The sequence below is a fragment of the Fusibacillus kribbianus genome, from assembly GCF_030053595.1.
Lineage (GTDB): Bacteria > Bacillota > Clostridia > Lachnospirales > Lachnospiraceae > Lientehia > Lientehia kribbiana.
Map to the genome: position 1 here is coordinate 26140 of NZ_JASGBQ010000010.1, position 18329 is coordinate 44468.

An 18329-nucleotide genomic window follows, 5' to 3' on the forward strand; every position below is an offset into this window, starting at 1 on the left:
AAAACCGTCAGATATTCCCCAAAAACTTATCCTTCATCACTGCAAAAAATTCCCGAACCAGCATATTGGGAAACAGCAGGCCGTCCGAAGGAGCTGCAATTCCCGTCGCCTTTGACATTCCCAGTTTATTCGCCAGACTGACGGAGCGGAACACGTGAAAATTATTGGTCACGATCCCCACCGATGCCTCCGGATCGCCGATGAGCGCTCTGCTGTAGTTAATGTTTTCCCTTGTGTCGGTGGCGAACCTCTCCACGATGATCCGGTCCTTCCCGATCCCCAGCTCCATCAGGTATCTTCGCATGGCAATTCCCTCGGCCACATCCTCCCCGGCGCCCTTTCCTCCGGTGACAACGACCTTCGTGTCCGGATGGGTCTCCAGATAATCGGCGGCTTCATCCAGCCGGTAACGCAGGGATTTGGTGATGGTCTCTCCCCTCACCTGGGCTCCCAGCACCACGAGATAATCCAGATCCTCCTCCGGTTCGGAAAACATGTGAAAAACAATGAACCCTTCCACCAGAAGAAACAGGAAGATTCCCAGAGCCACGGTGGTCCGGACCGGGATCTTTACCCACATAGGAAGACCCCTAAGAAACAGCCGGAACCGCTTCATACTGAAAAGGACCGCAAGAATGCCGCAGAAAACGGAAAGGGCCAGCCAGAATACAGAAAAAGAGGCCTGGAAACCGGCATAGCCCACGATCACAATGTAATAAACCAGAGATAAGAGTGCAATCACTCCAAATAGTATGTTCACTCGCTCACCTTCCTATGCGGATACGCCCTTTTTTCTCAGTATATCATATTTCTCAGGACTGTGGGACAGTTTTATCTGAAGCCTCTGTCTGGCATGGGGCGCACTTTCCTGAGAATTTCCTTCCTCATCAAAAATCCCCTCCACAAGGGTCTCGATGTTTTCACCGGAGGGCTTCATGATCTCGATGGTCTCCCCCACGGAAAACTTATTTTTCTGTTCCAGGGAAAATCGGCCATCGGAAAGCAGCTCCCCTGCAATGCCCAGATAAATGTATTCCTGATTATAGGTGCTGTTGTCATAGATCTGGGTGTCGCTGCCCGGCTTTCCATAGAAAAAGCCGGTGGTAAACTGCCTGGTGGTACACTTTCCGATCTCCGCCCGATACCAGTCCAGATTCTTCCGGTAAGTCTCCTCCGATTCAAAATAATCATCGATGGCGCGCCGGTAGGTTCTTGCCACGGTAGCCACATAGAGAGCCGTCTTCATCCTTCCCTCGATCTTCAGGCTGTCGATCCCCGCCGTGAGAACATCCGGCATATGCTCGATCATGCACAGATCCTTGGAATTAAAGAGAAAGGTCCCCCGCTCATTTTCATAGACCGGGAGGTATTCCCCCGGTCTGCTCTCCTCCATGACCGCATACTTCCAGCGGCAGGGATGGGTGCAGGCTCCCCGGTTGGCATCCCTTCCTGTAAAGTAATTACTGAGAAGGCATCTGCCCGAATAGGAAATGCACATAGCTCCGTGGATAAAGGTCTCGATCTCCAGATCGTCCGGAATATGCTCTCGTATTTCCTTAATTTCCTCCAGAGAAAGCTCCCTGGCGGAAACCACCCTCTTCGCCCCCTGTCCGTACCAGAACAGGTAGGTACCGTAATTGGTGTTGTTGGCCTGGGTGCTGATATGACGCTCCAGCTCCGGTGCCTCCTCCTTCGCAATGGCGAAGACGCCGGGATCCGAAATGATCAGCGCATCCGGCCCAATCTCCCGAAGCTCCCGGAAATAACGGCGCACCCCGGGAAGATCCTCATTGTGTGCCAGAATATTGGCTGTCACGTAGACCTTCACGCCGCGCTCATGGGCAAAACGGATGCCCTCCGCCATCTCCTCCATGGAAAAATTCTTTGCCTTGGCCCTGAGCCCGAAGGCCTCACCGCCGATATAAACCGCATCGGCACCGTAACGGACAGCAGTTTTCAAAACCTCCAGGCTGCTGGCCGGGATCAAAAGCTCCGGTTTCTTTCTGTTCATTGTCTACTCCTTTATCTTCACACTGACCGTAACACCGTCTCCGATGGGAACCACAGCCGTCTGAAGACAGTCCATATGCTTGATGGTGTACAGATATTCCCGCATCCTTGCATGGATGGTCCTGTCCCTTCTGGCAACTGCAAAACGGGATTCTATGATGTCTCCGTCCTGCAGCACATTGTCGGAGACCAGCACGCCTCCCACCGGCAGAAGCCGCAGCACCTCCGGCAGAAAATGAATGTACTGGCCCTTGGCCGCATCCATGAAAATAAAATCATAAGGTGCGTCCAGGGTCTTTAAAATATCCGCCGCGTCCCCTTCCAGCAGGGTAATGACCGATTCCTTCCCGGCCCGCTTAAAATTCTCTCTGGCAATGGGGATCCTCTTTTCATATTTTTCTATGGTGGTAATGGTACAGCCCTCCGGCATGCCCTCACTCATAAAAAGAGCCGAATATCCTGTGGCAGTCCCCACCTCCAGGATCCTCTTCGGCTGCTTCATGACCACCAGCGTCCGCAGAAAGCTGGCAGTCTCTTTTCGGATAATGGGAACAAAAGAGGCAGCCGCCTCCTTTGCAATGACGCTTAAGATTTCGCTGTCTCCCTGTTCCAATGAATTGATGTATGTGATAGTTCTCTCGTCTACGATCATGATGCTTCCTCTGTATCGACGGCTGCTCCGGAAAGGATGTCGAGAATGTCGGTCCCCGTCATATTGGAATTGAGCCTGTACTCTCCGGGCAGAAGCTTTGCACTGTAAAAATATTTCTGAACGATGAACACCCATTCGCTGTCGATGAGCATCTCCTCTTTAAGGGCCTCCGCCACCTGCCGGACACCGTCCCCCTCATTGACCGTAAAAGTCACGACCCTGGGATTTTCCGCGGTCCCCGGATTCTCGTCGAAAACCGCCTTTCCAAAATCATAGGCCTTCACCGCGACCAAAAGGAGCACGGACAGAATGGCCGCGGCCACCATAAACTTAACGATCAAGCCGAAAATACGTGTCTTCATGCCCGTCCTCCTCTCTCAAAATTATCAGATCTCCATGATGATCGGCAGAATCATGGGATTTCGCTTCATCTTCTTCCAGATATAATCGCTCAGGCTGTCCCGGATGACCGATTTGATCTTGCCCCAGTCGCTGACACGCTTATCCAGACATTTCCATACAGCCTCCTCCACGACGGCATGGGCCTCTTCCATGAGATTCTCCGACTCCCGCACATAGACAAAGCCTCTGGACACGATGTCCGGACCGGCCATCAGCTGGTTTCCCTTTCTGTCCAGGGTAAGAACCACGATGATGATCCCGTTCTGAGCCAGATTCTGGCGGTCACGAAGCACAATGTTCCCTACGTCGCCCACACCGAGGCCGTCCACCAGCACAGGGCCCGCCGTCACATTTCCGGTGATCTGGGCGCTGTCCTCAGAGAGCTCCATCACATTGCCGGAACGCATAATGAAGACATTGTCCTTGGGGACCCCCATCTCCTGGGCGATCTCCGACTGGGCCATCAGATGGCGGTATTCTCCGTGTACCGGCAGGGCGAATCTGGGCTTTACCAGGGAATAGATCAGCTTCAGATCCTCCTTGCAGGCGTGGCCCGACACATGGGTATCCTGGAAGATCACCTTTGCCCCCTTGGCTGACAGCTCGTTGATGACCTGAGCCACCGCTTTTTCATTGCCCGGAATGGGCGTGGAGCTGAAAATGATAGCATCGTTGGCGCTGATGGAAACCTTTTTATGAATATCTGCTGCCATTCTGGAGAGGGCTGCCATGGATTCTCCCTGGCTTCCCGTGGTGATCAGAACCGTCTTCTCCAGCGGATAATTATTTAACTGGGAAATATCCACCAGTGTGCCGTCGGGGATCTGGATATAGCCCAGCTCGTTGGCAATTCCGATGATATTTACCATACTGCGGCCTTCCACCACCACCTTCCGCCCGTATTTATAGGAGGAATTGATGATCTGCTGGACCCGGTCCACATTGGAGGCGAAGGTGGCCACAATGATGCGCCGGTCCTTATTCTCCTCAAAGAGCCGGTCAAAGGTCCGCCCCACAGCCCGCTCGGACATGGTAAAGCCCTCGCGGATGGCGTTGGTGCTGTCCGCCATGAGGGCCAGCACGCCTTTCTTTCCCAGCTCTGCAAACCGGGGCAGATCCACCGGGTCACCAAACACCGGCGTATAATCGATCTTGAAATCCCCCGTATGGACGATGGTGCCCACCGGAGTGAAAATGGCAAAGGCCGCTGCGTCGGCAATACTGTGGTTGGTGCGGATAAACTCCACCCGGAAACAGCCCAGATTCACCGACTGGCCGTACTTCATCACCTTTCTCTTGGTGGAACGGGTCATTCCCCGCTCCTTTAGCTTATGCTCAATGATCCCCATGGTCAGCTTCGTGGCATAAATGGGTACATTGAGTTCCTGAAGCACATAGGGCAGTGCCCCGATATGGTCCTCATGTCCGTGGGTAATGACAAAGCCCTTAACCTTCTGTATATTGTCCTTCAGATAAGTGATGTCCGGGATAACCAGGTCAATGCCCAGCATATCATCGCTGGGAAAGGCCAGTCCGCAGTCCACCACAATAATGCTGTCGTCGTATTCAAAAACCGTCATGTTCATTCCGATCTGCTCAAGACCTCCCAGCGGAATGATCTTCAGTCTCGGTTCATCTGACTGTCTCTGCTTTTCTGCCTGTTTTAATACTCGTCTCAATCTAACACCTCTAACTTTCCGTTCTAAAAATTCACAAACGGGCCCTTCCTTCCGCCCGCCTTCCGAATGCTACTGAATATCCACATCCTCCAGAAGCTCATTAAAAATCCGTGCGAGATACTGCTGCTCCTTTTCGTCCTCCACGATCTCATACACGGCTTCTGCGTCCTCTGCCTCCGATATGTCCTTCAGAATATAGCACTCACCGTCTCCTTCTTCCGAATCTGTCACAAGCACATAATTACAGCCGGCTACTCTCGTCTCCTCCAGCACGTAGCAGGGAAGCTCCTCGCCGTCCTCCGATGTCAGAATAATCATCTCATCCATAGTTTCACCAATCTTTCTGATTTTGTGCATCAAAAATCACAGGGAATCCAGATATCCCTGCAGGATCAATACTGCTGCAATTTTATCCACGTAGTCCTTTCGGTGTTCCCTGCGGATCCCGGCCTCCATCATGGCACGGTCCGCCGCCACCGTCGTGAGGCGCTCATCCCAAAGCACCACGGGAAGTCCGGTCCGTCTTTCCAGTTTTTTTGCAAACTCTGCCGACTTTTCCGCCCGCTCTCCAAAATCTCCGTTCATGTGCCTCGGACAGCCCACAACGATCTTCTCCACCTGGTATTCGCCAATCAGCTCCTCCAGACGTGCCAGGGTACGCCTCAGCTTATTCTCCTCCGGTCTCCTTACAATCTCCACGCCCTGAGCTGTAATACCGAGAGGATCGCTGACAGCTACTCCGACCGTCTTTGAGCCGAAATCCAGTCCCATAATACGCGTCATGTGGCACTCAGCCTTTCAGCTTGCTTTCAATGTAAACCTGTACCAGTTCCTCCAGGATCTCATCGCGCTCAAGCTTGGTGATCAGGCTTCTGGCGCTCTGATAGCTGGTGATATAGGTAGGGTCTCCCGACATGATATAACCGACAATCTGGTTGATGGGATTGTAGCCCTTTTCCTTCAGAGCTGCATATACCTTTGCAAGGATCTCTCCTGCTTCCATCTTGCCTTCCTGTGATGTATTGAAATATTGTGTTCTGTGTATATCTCCCATGTTCTCACGTCCTTACATGCTTGTATCTCTATTCTAATACAAATCCCACCGACTGTCGAGGCCTTTTTTTAACTGCAGAGGCTTCCCTCCTCCTTCTTTGCCAGAACTGCCTCCAAAGCCTCGCCGCCGGCTGTCACCAAGCTGTCTGTGAATCGTCCCTTCACCAGCTGTCCCGGCACAAGTGCAGCCTTGTTTTCCTCAGTCACTCTTATGGCTGCCTTCACATATTCCCGCGTAAAACCGGTCATAAAGGAACCGGTTTCCGTTTCATGCACCTCCTCCAGAAGGATCGCCTCGGTTTTCCCGGTATAATAGCGCCTGAAATCAGCCGAAAGCTCCGCCTCCAGGGAAAGGGCAATGCGGCTCCTCTCCGTCTTAAGCTCCTCAGGCACCTGATCGGCCATTGCCGCCGCCTTTGTCCCCTGCCTTCTGGAATACTTGAACACATGCATCTCATAGAAACCGATTTTCTTTAAGAATGTCATCGTTTCGCAAAATTCTTCTTCCGTCTCCCCCGGAAAGCCCACGATCACATCGGTGGTAATGGCCGGATGACTGTAATATTTTCTCAAAAGCCCGCAGCACCGGGCATATTCCTCCGTGGTATAATGACGGTTCATGCGCCGCAGCGTCGCATCACAGCCGCTCTGCAGCGACAGATGAAAATGAGGGCACACCTTTTTCATGGCGGAGATCTCTCTCACAAATTCCTCCGTGACGATCCTCGGTTCCAGAGAACCGAGACGGATCCGTTCGATCCCATCCACGCCGCTTGCCAGACGGATGATGTCGAGAAGGGAAACCGGTTCCTCAAAATCCTTTCCGTAGGAGGACAGGTGAATGCCGGTGAGGACAGCCTCCCGGTAGCCTGCCTGGGCAAGCCGCACAAGCTCATTTTGGATATCCTCCGGCTTTCTGCTGCGGATCCTTCCTCTGGTAAAGGGGATGATGCAATAGCTGCAGAACTGGTTGCATCCGTCCTGGATCTTGATAAATGCCCTTGTGTGCTCCGCCGTTTTTTCCAGGGTCAACTCCTCATATTCCTTCGTATGGGCAATGTCAATGACCGATTCCCAGGCTCCTTCTTCCTTCCTGTAGGCTGCAAGGAGTTCCGGCAGCCGGTTTTTCTGATTATTTCCGATGATCAGATCCGCATCCCCGTTTTTCAGGATCTCCTCTGCAGATGCCTGCACATAGCAGCCGGCCGCCACAATGACTGCTTTTGGATTTTTCTTTCTGGCCCGGTGGAGCATCTGCCTGGACTTCCGGTCCGCCATATTGGTCACACTGCAGGTATTGATCAGATAGACATCGGCCTCCTCCTCGAAGGGAACGATCTCGTAGCCATTTGCTTCCAGAAGCTGTCCCATCGCTTCCGTCTCGTAGGCATTGACCTTGCAGCCCAGATTATGGAGGGCCGCCCGCTTTTTCCGGACATCCATAGTTTTTCCTCTTTCCTATCGTCAAATTCACCAATGATTTCCGTAATTCTTTCTGTGCTCCTCTTGACTTTTAACCGGATTCTGACTAGTATTATAGTAAGTGCAGACGACCTGTTTAAAAGGCCGAAATGCAAGAAAAGGAAGGGAGCATTTTCATGAAAACAGTTCAGATTTCTTTAAATTCCATCGATAAAGTTAAATCTTTTGTAAACGATTTAACCAAGTTTGATTACGACTTCGATCTGGTTTCCGGCCGCTACGTCATTGACGCCAAATCCATCATGGGGATCTTCAGCCTGGATCTTTCCAAGCCCATCGATTTAAACATCCATGCGGACGACAATGTGGACGCCATCATGGAGACCCTGAAGCCTTACCTGATCTGAATTGAGCTTTAAGAATCCCGCAGAAGCGGGATTCTTTTTTTATTCCACCCGGATCACTTCTCTTGTTTCCAGTGCCGTCTTTACCATCTCATCGATCTTTTCGGCAAGCTTTTCCTCCGACCGGCGGATCACCTTCCGGTTGGGCTTCGTCACCGGGTGCTTCGCCACAAAAATGGTGCAGCAGTCCTCGAAGGGCTGGATGGAGGTCTCAAAGGTATTGATCTTCAGTGCAATATCCACAATATCCTGTTTATCAAAGCCGATGACAGGCCGGAATACCGGAAGCCGGCAGACCTCGTTGGTGCATGCCAGGCTGGGCAGTGTCTGACTCGCCACCTGCCCGATGCTCTCTCCGGTAATGAGACCCAGCGCACCGGTCTCCTCAGCAATGGCCTCTGCGATCCTCATCATATAGCGGCGCATGATGATCGTCAGCTCCTCATGGGGACACTGATCGTAAATATAAAGCTGAATGTCTGTAAAGTTGATCACATGGAGATCCATGGGGCCTGCATATCTGGACACCAGCTTTGCCAGATCCACCACCTTCTCCTTGGCTCTTTCACTGGTATAGGGCGGTGCGTGGAAATAAACCGCATCGATCTTCACGCCCCGTTTCGCCACCATCCAGCCTGCCACCGGGCTGTCGATGCCTCCCGACAGAAGCAGCATGGCCTTTCCGCTGGTTCCCACCGGCATTCCGCCAGGGCCGGGAATGATCCTGGAATACAGATTGATCCGTTCCCGCACCTCCACATAGAAAAACACATCCGGCTCATGGACATCTACCCGCAGTCCGGGATAAGCCTCCAAAAGGGCCTCTCCAAGAGCCGCATTGATCTCGTTGGAGTCCATGGGAAACCGCTTGTCCGCCCGCTTTGTCTGCACCTTGAAGGTGAAATTTCCCTCCGGATGCACCTTTCCCACATAGTCGAGAAGCCGTTCCTTCAGATCCTCAAAGCCGTTGTTGTCAAACTGTACCATGGGACAGATCCCGGCGATTCCGAATACATGGGTCAGACATTCCACGACCTCATCGAAATCAAAGGGCGTCCTGGCCTCCACGTATATGCGCCCGGTCACCTTTCGAACTGCGAACTCTCCCTCAGCAGCCTTCAGTGCAAACCGGATCTGGCGGATCAGGGCATCCTCAAACAGATAGCGGTTCTTTCCCTTGATGCCGATCTCCGCATATTTAATCAAAAAAGCATGAAACAAATCTTCATGTGCAAACATGTCTTATCCTCCTTTGTTTACATTCTGCGGTATCTGCGAAGCATGGGAAGAAGCTCCGCAAGCACCCCGGCACAGTAACGGATCTCTTCCTCCGTGGTAAAAACGCTGAAGCTGAACCGGAGAGTCGAGTCCAGAAGCTCTCTTTTCACGCCGATCCCCTTCAGAGTTCCGCTGACTGCCGGATGGTTGGAGGAGCAGGCCGATCCCGACGATACATAGATCCCTCTTTCCTCCAGACTGTGGAGAAGCACTTCGCTGCGGATCCCGTCGAAGCTGACGCTGACCACGTGGGGCGCACTGTCCTCGCCGGTCAGGCCGTTGACTGTGGTGCCGGGAAGCTCCCTCACAAGGTCCACAAACAGCTTTTTGACCGCATACATGGCCCTTCTCTTCTCCTCATAGTTTTCATAGATCTGGGCAGCTGCCACGCCCATTCCGGCAATGCCCGGCACGTTGTGGGTTCCGGAACGCATTCCCTTCTGCTGGCCTCCGCCGTAGACCACCGGCACGATCTTTGTACCGTTTTTTACATAAAGAAAGCCCACCCCCTTCGGTCCATGGATCTTATGACCACTCACCGAAAGAAGATCGATGTGCTCCTTCTTCGGATTGATCCGGTACTTTCCATAGGCCTGGATGGCATCCACATGGAAAATGGTCTTTGGATTTTTCTGTTTGATCAGCGCTCCGATTTCCCCAATGGGATTGACCGCTCCGATCTCATTGTTGACATACATCACCGATACCAGCGTAGTCTCCTCATCAATGGCCGCCTCCAGCGCCTTCTGATCCAGATGGCCGTTTTCATCTACGGGAATGTAATCCACCCGCCAGCCTTCCTCCTCCAGCCAGCCAAATACATTGTATACGGAGGCATGCTCAATGGTGGAGGTAATGATATGCTTTCCTGCCCGCCGGTTTGCCCGTGCCGCTCCGATGATGGCCATATTGTTGGATTCCGTTCCTCCCGATGTAAAAATGATCTCTGAGGGATCCGCTTTCAGGGTTTTTGCGACGGCCTCTGCCGCTGCTTTCACATACCGTTCCGCCTCCACACCTTTTTTATGGAGGGATGAGGGATTTCCAAAATCCTCCATCATGGTTTTAACCACGATATCTTTTACGGATTCAAACGCTCTTGTTGTGGCAGAATTATCCAAATACGCTTCCATTATTGTTTCTCTCAATACTTTCTTTTTTATTTTGCACAATAAAGCCTTTATTTCAGCCATTTGTGCAATGGTTTATAAAGTTACAGCAGTTCCGAAAATCCGTTATTTTTCCAGCCGGAACATCAGCGCCGAAAGCAGCGCAAGACCGGCCGTCTCCGTCCTTAAGATCCTGCGGCCCAGGGTAATAGGAAGAAATCCCCGCTCTTTTGCATAGATCACTTCCTCCTCCTCGAAGCCTCCCTCAGGGCCGATGAAGATGGCGATCCTCATCCCCGGCTTCACCTCTGAAAGGATCTTCCTGGTGTAATCCATTCCCTCCGCATTCTCATAGGGAAACAGTCTGCAGTCAAAGGCTGCTGCCGAATCAATGGCCTCCCGAAAGCCCATCACCGGAGACACCTCCGGAATCACCGTTCTTTTGGACTGTTTTGCCGCGCTTTCAGAAATGGCGTTCCAACGGCGCACTCTGGCCTCAGCCTTTTTCGCATCCAGCTTCACCACAGCCCGCTTCGTCGCCACCGGCACGATCCGGTGGATCCCTAGCTCCACTGTTTTCTGAATGACAAGCTCCATCTTGTCGCCCTTGGGAAGCCCCTGAAACAGTACGATCTCAGCCGGAAGCTCCGTGCCGTCCTCATCCTTCGAAAGAAGCTTCACTACCGCCTCTCCCTCCGAAAAGCTTTCGATGACACAGTTGTAGCACAGGCTTTCCCCGTCGCTGATACGCACCTTGTCCCCCGGCTTCATCCGCAGCACATTTTTAATATGGTTCACATCCGGCCCGGTAATTCTGGCAGTTTCTTCCCCGATATCCCGGCCGTCCACAAAAAACAAATACATGTTCTGACTCCTTAACCCTTACCGCTTCCTTGCGATAATGGATACCCAATCATTCTGATACGTGGTTTCCAGAAGCTCCCACTGAGGATTTGCCGCAAAGGCAGCCTTCACATCTGCCTCCTTCGTGTTGATGATCCCCGATGTGATGAAGATCCCGCCCTTTTTCAGATGGCTTGCCGCCTCTCCTGTCAGCAGGATAATAACCGGAGCCAGGATATTGGCCACTGCCACGTCGAAGCATTCTATTCCCGCCTGCTCCTTAACTGCCGGATCGTCAATTATATTTCCCGCCGTCAGGATAAACTGCTCCTCCGTAAGGCCATTGACCTCCGCATTCTCTCTTGCAGCTGTCACAGCGTTTTCATCCAGATCTGTTCCGAAGGCATAGGAAGCTCCCAGTTTCAAAGCTGTGATCGCCAGGATCCCGCTTCCTGTTCCGATGTCCAGAACCCTGTCCCCCTGTTTCAGATATTTCTGAAGCTGGCGGATACAAAGCTGCGTCGTTTCGTGGGAGCCGGTACCGAATGCCGTCCCCGGATCGATCTCGATCATCAGCTTGTCCCTGTGCTCCGGCGGAACCTCCTCCCAGGTGGGCTTGATCAGGATCTCATCCACCGTAAAGGGATGAAAATACTGCTTCCAGTTATTGATCCAGTCTTTGTCCTCTGTTTCGGAACAGGTGATCGTTCCCTCGCCGATATCCACAAACATACGAAGCTCCGAAAGGCCGTCCTGCACTCCGGAAAGGACGGCCGCATCGTCGCAGTCCTCCTCCAGATAAAAGGAGACCCTGGCCTTTCCCTCGTCAGGGGGAAGCTCCGGCAGAATATCAATAAACATTCCCTTTGTCTCTGCTTCTGTGAGCGGTACATTGTCCTCGATCTCAATGCCCTCAACACCCTGCTCCTCCAGCATACTGCTGATCAGATCCACCGCCTCGGTGGTCGTATCTATGGTATATTTTTTCCACTTCATGAAGCGTCCTCTTTTCTTTAACGGATTCTAACTATAAAGTATAACCGAAAGTACGTGTCAGAGCAAGTGCCTCACAAAAGCTTTTCTCATTCCTTGTATTTTTCAAATTATTCAGAATACTTCTTGCGCATCTTTTCCTTATACGTTAAAATACAAGTAAGGACTTCCATTTGTACTGCACAAATACTGGAAAGGGGGCTTTTTATGGAAACTCGTGTTATGAAGTATTATGCAAAGGACAACAAAAAGGTCATTCTCCGTGCCATTCCCGGTCATTTCGCAACCAGCCATTCTCATGTAAATTATTACATTGATATGACCGGATTAAGGACCAGATGCAGCGAGGCCTCAGAAGTAGCCAATTATCTGGTGTCAAAAATCCTCAATACCACAGTTATTGATACCATCGTCTGCATGGACGGCTGCGAGGTCGTAGGTGCTTTCATGGCCTCCGAGCTGGAAAAGCATGACTTCATTTCCACCAACAGCCACGAAACCGTGTACGTGATCACTCCGGAATTCAACTCCAACAATCAGATGATCTTCCGCGATAACCTGATTCCCGCCATCCGCAACAAGCATGTGCTGCTTCTGCTGGCAACCACCACCACCGGAATGACCATCGACCGCAGTCTGGAATGTATCCAGTATTACGGCGGCACTGTTACCGGCATCTGCTCCCTGTTCAGTGCCATTGATTCCATCCGCGGCTTCCCTGTTGTTTCCGCCTTCACCACCAGAGATATCCCCGGCTACCAGGCCTATGAATACGGGTCCTGCCCCTTCTGCAAGGGCGGACATAAGCTGGATGCCTTCGTCAACGGACACGGCTATTCCAGACTGTAGGCTTCAATGCAAAACCGGTGTGACCCCGTGAGGAGCTGCACCGGTTTTTCTTGTCTCATCCGCCGTTTTAAAGATCCAGACGCGGAACATTCTCCACTCCCAGATAACCGGCCAGACATCCCACAATAAATTCATGATCGCATTCATGAGGCAGTGCTGATACCAACACCACGCCGATATTTCCTACTCCCCGCACGCGGATTGGGAATCCACCGCCGCAAAGCACATACTCCTCATCGGTAAGCCCATGATCCTTAAGGGTCTGTCCCTTAGCCTCCATGGCATACAGACTCCTCAGCGAGCTTCTGTCCATCAGCTTAACCGTATTGTATTTCCGCTCCATCCATGCCTGATTCAGAATACTGGTTCCGCAGGGGCCATACTGAAATACCCGGTATCCGTTATTCAGGCGAATACACATGGCAATCTGGATTCCCTGTTTTCTGGCCTCCTCCACCATGTAACAGCCAAGCTCCCAGCCATCGTCATTTGTAAAATGGGGAAACCATAAAAGTTCCTCCTGCTTTTCCACAATTTCCAGTTTTGTCATACCTTTTCCTCCTTCAGCTTTTTGGACTCAGGCAGCCCTTTCTGAATATAAGCATAGCATATTTCTGCTGCTCCGGCACCTGTTTTCTGTCTCTTCCCTTCCCGGCATCTGCAAGGATAACTCAGGGGCAATTACAGACAACAAAAAAACCCTTGAACATCAAGGGTTTGAAGAGCGCGAGACGGGATTCGAACCCGCGACCCTCGCCTTGGCAAGGCGATACTCCACCACTGAGCCACTCGCGCATATCTTTTTTTGTTTCCGTTTCTCTTATCTCTCACGGACAAGTAATATAATACTACGCTCAGTTGTTTTTGTCAACACCTTTTTTAAATTTTTTTAAATTAATATAATGCTTAAAAAATATTGATTATTTTTAAATTCCTTAGCTGCAATATTGTCCTTTCTCTCAAAGTCAATATCCCTCCAGCATTCCTCTGCCGCCAGACTGATATGGCACAGCATAATACCCATATTCATCCAGACCAGATTTTTCTTGCCTCCCATGGGAATCAGCTCTTTTCTGACAAACACATGGATCCTGTTCTGATAAACCATGAATCTCCAGGGCTGGCTGTTGAAGGACGACGGCGCCAGCCGTGCTGCCTGCATCATGAGCCTTGTCTCCTCTGTGGGCTCCTCCTTGAAGACGCTGATCTCCTTGAGAGAAAGCCTCTTGGCCCGAAAGGACTCCCGGTACAGCTTCTCATCGGCATAACCAAAGGCAACCACCATTAAAGGCTCCATTCCCTCCGGCCCCTGGATATCGGTCACCCTGATCCCGCCCTGATAGCAGGTGCCGACCCCGTGGCTGGTCATATAAAGAACGATCTGCTCCAGAATGTAACCGGCATTGATCATGGCCTGCTCCCCGGGTTCTGAAAAAAACACCAGATAATAAGGGGCCTTCACCCGAAACATCCCCTTCACCTTTGCCTCTCCGTCCATGGCGTTATAAAGCTCCACCGAATAGCGAAGCCCGGGTACGAAAGCCTGAATACCATGCTCAAATTTTCTGAAATTCCGAAAGAAATCCTGAGGCAGAAGCTCCATCCTGTAATGTCTCACAGATTTTCTGTTAAAAACCGTCTCGTATAATGTCATCGCTTCCACCCCCCTCTCGTATATGCTCTAGCATACCATATTTCCTCAAAATTCACACGAAAAATCTCACAAAAATTTATTAAGATTTCACTAAGAATCACTTTCTTCCCGGGAAAGCAGCTCTTCTAGCTCTGTAAGTGCCCGGCGGAAGGCCTCCATAGCAGCCCGCACCGGTTCCGGCGTCCTCATATCCACGCCTGCCTCCGCCAGAAGATCGATGGGATCCTTGCTGCAGCCGCCCTTTAAAAAGCCCATATAATCCTGTACCGCTGCCTCCCCTTCTGTCAGGATCCTTTCCGACAGCGCCACTGCCGCCGAAAAGCCGGTGGCATACTGATAAACATAATAGGGCGTATAGAAATGGGGAATTCTGGCCCATTCCAACGCGATCTCCTCATCGATCACGATGCCGTCTCCAAAATAATCCTCATTGAGCTTTTTGTAAATGCCGCAGAGCACATCGGCAGTCAGTATTTCTCCCGCCTGACATTTTTCATGGGCCGTCTTCTCAAACTCAGCAAACATGGTCTGACGGAACACAGTGCCTTTAAACCCGTCCAGAAAATGATTGAGAATATAAGCCCGTTCCCTTTTATCCACGGCGTGCTCCAGAAGATAATGGTTCAGCAGATTTTCATTGCAGGTGGAAGCCACCTCAGCCACGAAAATTTTATACTGGGAATTGGTAAACGTCTGATTTTCATTGGAAAACCAGGAGTGCATGGCGTGTCCCATCTCATGGGCCAGGGTAAACACATGATCCAGAGTGCCCTGATAGGACATCAGGACATAGGGATGAACGCCGTAAGGGCCGCTGCAGTATGCGCCGCTTCGCTTTCCCTCATTCTCCATAAAGTCGATCCATCTGTTTTCCAGTCCCTCCCGGAAGGCCGCCAGATATTCCTCTCCCATGGGAGAAAGGGCCCTGAGCACCAGTTCCTTCGCCTCTTCGAAGGGTACCTTCCTGCTGCTCTCCGGCACGATGGGCGTATAAAGGTCATACATGTGAAGCTCATCCACCTGTAACATCCGCTTTCTGAGAGCCACATACCGGTACATCAGAGGCATAAATTCCCGTACGGTTTCGATCAGGGTATCATAAACGCTCTCCGGTACATTGGCATCCGACAGATAATAGGCCCTCGCGGACGGGAATCTCCTGGCCTTCGCATAGAACAGAGCCTGTTTGGCATTGGCCTGAAAGGCTGCCGCCAATGTATTTTTATGCCGTCCGAAGGTCTCGTACATGGCAGTGAAGGCCGCCTTTCTCACCTGTCTGTCCCTGCTCTCCAAAAAGGAAACATACCGCCCGTGGGTCAGCTCCATCGGCTCGCCCTCTTCATTTTTGATCACCGGAAATTTTGTATCTGCATTGTTGAACATCTTAAAGATCTGGGAGGGTCCGCCGGCCATCTCAGAGGCGTCGGCCAGAAGCTCCTCCACCTCGGGACTTCTCGTATGTGCCCTGTCCCGAAGGATCAGATCCAACTGCCGCTCAAAGCTGTCCTTTTCCTCCTCCTTCCAGGGAAGCAGCCGCCGGTCTCCTCTGATGGAAGCAAGCCGTTCCTCCGGAATCGTGAGGATCTCGGAAGCAATAAAGGAAGAGGCTGCCGAGGCTCTGGCATAGAGGGCCGCAGCCCGTCCCACCATCTGCTGATAACGGGAATTTCCCGTGTCCACATCGGATTTCAGATGGGCATAGCCATAGATCTGATCAAGCTTTTCTCCTATCTCCTCATCCAGCTTCAGGCAGCCATACAACGCGTCTGCCGACTCACCCAGACGGCCCCTGTACGCCTCATAGGAAGAAAGTTCTTCTGTCACCTGGGAAAATGCCTGTTCCCACGCTTCCTCCGTCGGAAAAATGTCCTCCGTCGCCCAGGTGTATTCCACAGGCACGTCCGCTCTCTTTCTGATTGTATTCTGTTTCTCCATTTGCTATTCCTTCCTTCTTATAAAAGAAAACTTTGTTTCTGCCATAATGATCGCCGCAAAAATAAGGACACAGCCCGCGGTCATCCGCGCCGTCAACGCTTCATGAAGGAAGATCATAGAGAACAGCACCCCGAATACCGATTCCAGGGAAAGGAACAGGGACGCCGAGGTGGGCGTTGTATATTTCTGGCATACATTCTGCAGAAGAAATGCCACCATCGTGCTTCCCAGGCCCAGGTACAGCATTCCCGACATGATCCGCATGGAAAAGGCCGCAGCCGGAAAACCCCCGTCAAATAAAGGCGCCGTTGCCCAGGAAAGGATCGCAGCCGTGCCGATCTGCAGCACCGTCATGATGATCGGATCATGAGTCTCCGTATACTTATCAATGTAGATCATATGAAACGCATAGCCAAAGCCGCAGACAATGGTCAGAACATCACCGATATTCATGGTCAGATCTCCCTGCAGCGACAAAAGGCCGATTCCGGCAATGGCAAGAAAGGCTGCCGTAATACAGTATTTATCCGGTCTTTTTTTGTTGATGGCCCAATGGAGAAACGGCACGATCACCACATAAATCGTAGTGAGAAATGCATTTTTTCCTGCAGTCGTATACTGGATGGCAACAGTCTGAAAAAAATAGCTGATAAACAGCCAGAAGCCGAGAAAGCCGCCGCAGACCAGATCACTCTTTGTGATCTTCGGAAGCTTTCTGCAAAACACAAGGGAAAGCCCCACAAAAGCTATTGTAAACCGAAAAGCCAGCATATATACCGGCGGAATGCTGTCAACGGAATCTTTTACCACCACAAAAGCAAAGCCCCAGATCAGGGCAGTAAAAATCATTCCAATATTTGCAAGCCACATTACCTTCTTTTTTCCGATGCCCACCGAGATGTCCTCCCTGCTTATCCTCTGTATTTTTTAATCAGAGTTCAGTATACTCTTTTCTTCGGCGGTTGTCCACCATCTGCGAAAGAAAACATACCGCTTTTCTGCCCATCCTTCTCATGGTATAATACTGTCATATTCATATCGCTGCAGCGTCAGTATTCAGAGGGCGGCGCCCGAACACAGATGCTGCTGCAGGGAGGTTTTCATGAACCGTCATATTTACCGTAAGCTGACAGAAAAACAGCGCAGCCAGATCTCTTCCCTATTCTCGGAATGCACCGGAGATCTTTCGGGCCCCGATGCCCTCAGCCTTGTTCTTCCCGACGAAGAGAGCGAGGAGGAGGACACCTTTTACGCCCTTTATTATATAGAAGATTCTCCGGTAAGCTTTCTCTCCCTGTTCTGCCCTGACGGAAAGACAGCAGAGATCTCCGGCTTCACCCACCCCGCCTTCCGAAACCGGGGATATTTTTCCGTGCTTCTAAAAGAAGCGCTCACGGAAGCCAAAAAGACATTCGACGAACCGGAGTTTGCCTTCCAGGCCCTTTCTTCTGACCCGGATACCGCAGCCTATTTAAGAGCCCGCGGTCTTTCCTTCTCCCATTCGGAATGCCTCATGGTAAAGGATATCCCAGAAGTGCCCGCCGTATTCTCCGGCGATCCTCTGTCGCCTGTCCGCCTCGTTCCCTCCTCAGACAGAAAGCTTCTGGCCCGTCTCCATGAAACCAGCTTCACGGAGGAAGCCCTTCCGGTACAGGGCTACATTGACACCGTTCTGGCCGATGACCAGACCACCTCTTATCTCATCCTCGGTGAAGATGAAACGGCTGTCGGTCTGTTCCATCTGACAAATGACGGCACAGACAGGATCTTTTATTTTATGGGACTCGGCATCGTTCCCACCCTTCGCCGGAAAGGACTGGCAAGGGCATCCCTTATCGCTCTTTTCCAGGCGCTTCCCGGAAGCTCCCGGCTCTATCTTCAGGTATCCACAGAAAATGAGCCCGCCTTCCGGCTCTATGAAGGCCTGGGCTTTCAGATAGAGACAAAGCTGGATTATTACAGATGAACAGCAAAAAAGTGACCGCCCAGCCACGGGATGGCCACTTTTTTATTTGTCCCTTATCGCACGAAGTGCGCCTGCAGGGC

20 protein-coding genes and 1 tRNA gene are annotated in these 18329 nt (G+C 51.5%); 3 read left to right on the top strand and 18 right to left on the bottom strand.

Annotation, left to right across the window (positions count from 1 at the left end; genetic code table 11):
• Positions 1 to 7: 7 nt before the first annotated feature.
• The 9 genes from QJ036_RS07265 to mtaB all read right to left on the bottom strand — a co-directional run bounded on the left by QJ036_RS07265 (position 8) and on the right by mtaB (position 7239).
• On the bottom strand, positions 8 to 760 hold the full coding sequence (locus QJ036_RS07265) for a YdcF family protein (RefSeq protein ID WP_283230722.1): 753 nt from the start codon (positions 758 to 760) through the stop codon (positions 8 to 10).
• Positions 761 to 772: 12 nt separating this feature from the next.
• The gene (locus QJ036_RS07270) at positions 773 to 2011 is read right to left on the bottom strand and encodes a peptidase U32 family protein (protein ID WP_283230723.1); all 1239 of its coding nucleotides are present in this window, start codon (positions 2009 to 2011) and stop codon (positions 773 to 775) included.
• 3 nt (positions 2012 to 2014) lie between these two features.
• Positions 2015 to 2662: an O-methyltransferase gene (locus QJ036_RS07275; protein ID WP_283230724.1), complete on the bottom strand. Its 648-nt coding sequence runs from the start codon at positions 2660 to 2662 to the stop codon at positions 2015 to 2017.
• Positions 2659 to 3024 carry an endolytic transglycosylase MltG gene (locus tag QJ036_RS07280; RefSeq protein ID WP_283230725.1) on the bottom strand — a complete coding sequence of 122 codons (366 nt, stop codon included), beginning with the start codon at positions 3022 to 3024 and terminating at the stop codon, positions 2659 to 2661. The genes QJ036_RS07275 and QJ036_RS07280 overlap by 4 nt, the downstream gene beginning before the upstream one ends.
• A 24-nt stretch (positions 3025 to 3048) precedes the next feature.
• A complete protein-coding gene (locus tag QJ036_RS07285; protein ID WP_283230726.1) occupies positions 3049 to 4743 on the bottom strand; it encodes a ribonuclease J in 1695 nt (564 codons plus the stop codon).
• 69 nt (positions 4744 to 4812) lie between these two features.
• Entirely contained in the window at positions 4813 to 5070 is a 258-nt protein-coding gene (locus QJ036_RS07290; RefSeq protein ID WP_283230727.1) for a DUF1292 domain-containing protein, read from the bottom strand.
• A 36-nt stretch (positions 5071 to 5106) separates the two neighbouring features.
• On the bottom strand, positions 5107 to 5526 hold the full coding sequence (ruvX, locus tag QJ036_RS07295; RefSeq protein ID WP_283230728.1) for a Holliday junction resolvase RuvX: 420 nt from the start codon (positions 5524 to 5526) through the stop codon (positions 5107 to 5109).
• Between the two features lie 7 nt (positions 5527 to 5533).
• Positions 5534 to 5797, bottom strand: a complete 264-nt coding sequence (locus QJ036_RS07300) for an IreB family regulatory phosphoprotein (RefSeq protein ID WP_283230729.1) — start codon at positions 5795 to 5797, stop codon at positions 5534 to 5536.
• Positions 5798 to 5865: 68 nt separating this feature from the next.
• Entirely contained in the window at positions 5866 to 7239 is a 1374-nt protein-coding gene (gene mtaB, locus QJ036_RS07305; RefSeq protein ID WP_283230730.1) for a tRNA (N(6)-L-threonylcarbamoyladenosine(37)-C(2))-methylthiotransferase MtaB, read from the bottom strand.
• A 155-nt stretch (positions 7240 to 7394) separates the two neighbouring features.
• Between mtaB and QJ036_RS07310 the strand changes: the two genes are divergently transcribed.
• Positions 7395 to 7625 (top strand): HPr family phosphocarrier protein, encoded by a 231-nt coding sequence (locus QJ036_RS07310; RefSeq protein ID WP_283230731.1) that lies wholly within the window; start codon positions 7395 to 7397, stop codon positions 7623 to 7625.
• Between the two features lie 39 nt (positions 7626 to 7664).
• Here the strand turns inward: QJ036_RS07310 and thiI are convergent, their stop codons facing one another.
• The 4 genes from thiI to prmA all read right to left on the bottom strand — a co-directional run bounded on the left by thiI (position 7665) and on the right by prmA (position 11848).
• The gene (gene thiI / locus QJ036_RS07315; RefSeq protein ID WP_283230732.1) at positions 7665 to 8861 is read right to left on the bottom strand and encodes a tRNA uracil 4-sulfurtransferase ThiI; all 1197 of its coding nucleotides are present in this window, start codon (positions 8859 to 8861) and stop codon (positions 7665 to 7667) included.
• A gap of 17 nt (positions 8862 to 8878) precedes the next feature.
• On the bottom strand, positions 8879 to 10033 hold the full coding sequence (locus QJ036_RS07320; protein WP_283230733.1) for a cysteine desulfurase family protein: 1155 nt from the start codon (positions 10031 to 10033) through the stop codon (positions 8879 to 8881).
• Between the two features lie 102 nt (positions 10034 to 10135).
• Positions 10136 to 10873: a 16S rRNA (uracil(1498)-N(3))-methyltransferase gene (locus QJ036_RS07325; protein ID WP_283230734.1), complete on the bottom strand. Its 738-nt coding sequence runs from the start codon at positions 10871 to 10873 to the stop codon at positions 10136 to 10138.
• Between the two features lie 18 nt (positions 10874 to 10891).
• A complete protein-coding gene (prmA, locus tag QJ036_RS07330; protein WP_283230735.1) occupies positions 10892 to 11848 on the bottom strand; it encodes a 50S ribosomal protein L11 methyltransferase in 957 nt (318 codons plus the stop codon).
• A 204-nt stretch (positions 11849 to 12052) separates the two neighbouring features.
• On the opposite strand from prmA, the gene QJ036_RS07335 reads away from it, so the two are divergent.
• The gene (locus tag QJ036_RS07335) at positions 12053 to 12694 is read left to right on the top strand and encodes an orotate phosphoribosyltransferase (protein ID WP_283230736.1); all 642 of its coding nucleotides are present in this window, start codon (positions 12053 to 12055) and stop codon (positions 12692 to 12694) included.
• A gap of 67 nt (positions 12695 to 12761) precedes the next feature.
• On the opposite strand, the gene QJ036_RS07340 is transcribed toward QJ036_RS07335, so the two are convergent.
• The 5 genes from QJ036_RS07340 to QJ036_RS07360 all read right to left on the bottom strand — a co-directional run bounded on the left by QJ036_RS07340 (position 12762) and on the right by QJ036_RS07360 (position 17177).
• The gene (locus QJ036_RS07340; RefSeq protein ID WP_283230737.1) at positions 12762 to 13244 is read right to left on the bottom strand and encodes a heme-degrading domain-containing protein; all 483 of its coding nucleotides are present in this window, start codon (positions 13242 to 13244) and stop codon (positions 12762 to 12764) included.
• Positions 13245 to 13417: 173 nt separating this feature from the next.
• A tRNA-Gly gene (locus QJ036_RS07345) sits at positions 13418 to 13489 on the bottom strand.
• 94 nt (positions 13490 to 13583) lie between these two features.
• Complete coding sequence (locus tag QJ036_RS07350; RefSeq protein WP_283230738.1) at positions 13584 to 14348, bottom strand: nitroreductase family protein; 765 nt, start codon at positions 14346 to 14348, stop codon at positions 13584 to 13586.
• Between the two features lie 90 nt (positions 14349 to 14438).
• Positions 14439 to 16283 (bottom strand): oligoendopeptidase F, encoded by a 1845-nt coding sequence (gene pepF / locus QJ036_RS07355; RefSeq protein ID WP_283230739.1) that lies wholly within the window; start codon positions 16281 to 16283, stop codon positions 14439 to 14441.
• 3 nt (positions 16284 to 16286) lie between these two features.
• Positions 16287 to 17177 (bottom strand): DMT family transporter, encoded by an 891-nt coding sequence (locus tag QJ036_RS07360; protein ID WP_283230740.1) that lies wholly within the window; start codon positions 17175 to 17177, stop codon positions 16287 to 16289.
• 208 nt (positions 17178 to 17385) lie between these two features.
• Here QJ036_RS07360 and QJ036_RS07365 point away from each other — a divergent pair, with 208 nt between their 5' ends.
• Positions 17386 to 18249, top strand: coding sequence for a GNAT family N-acetyltransferase (locus QJ036_RS07365; RefSeq protein ID WP_283230741.1), 864 nt, complete (start codon positions 17386 to 17388; stop codon positions 18247 to 18249).
• Positions 18250 to 18329: the final 80 nt, after the last annotated feature.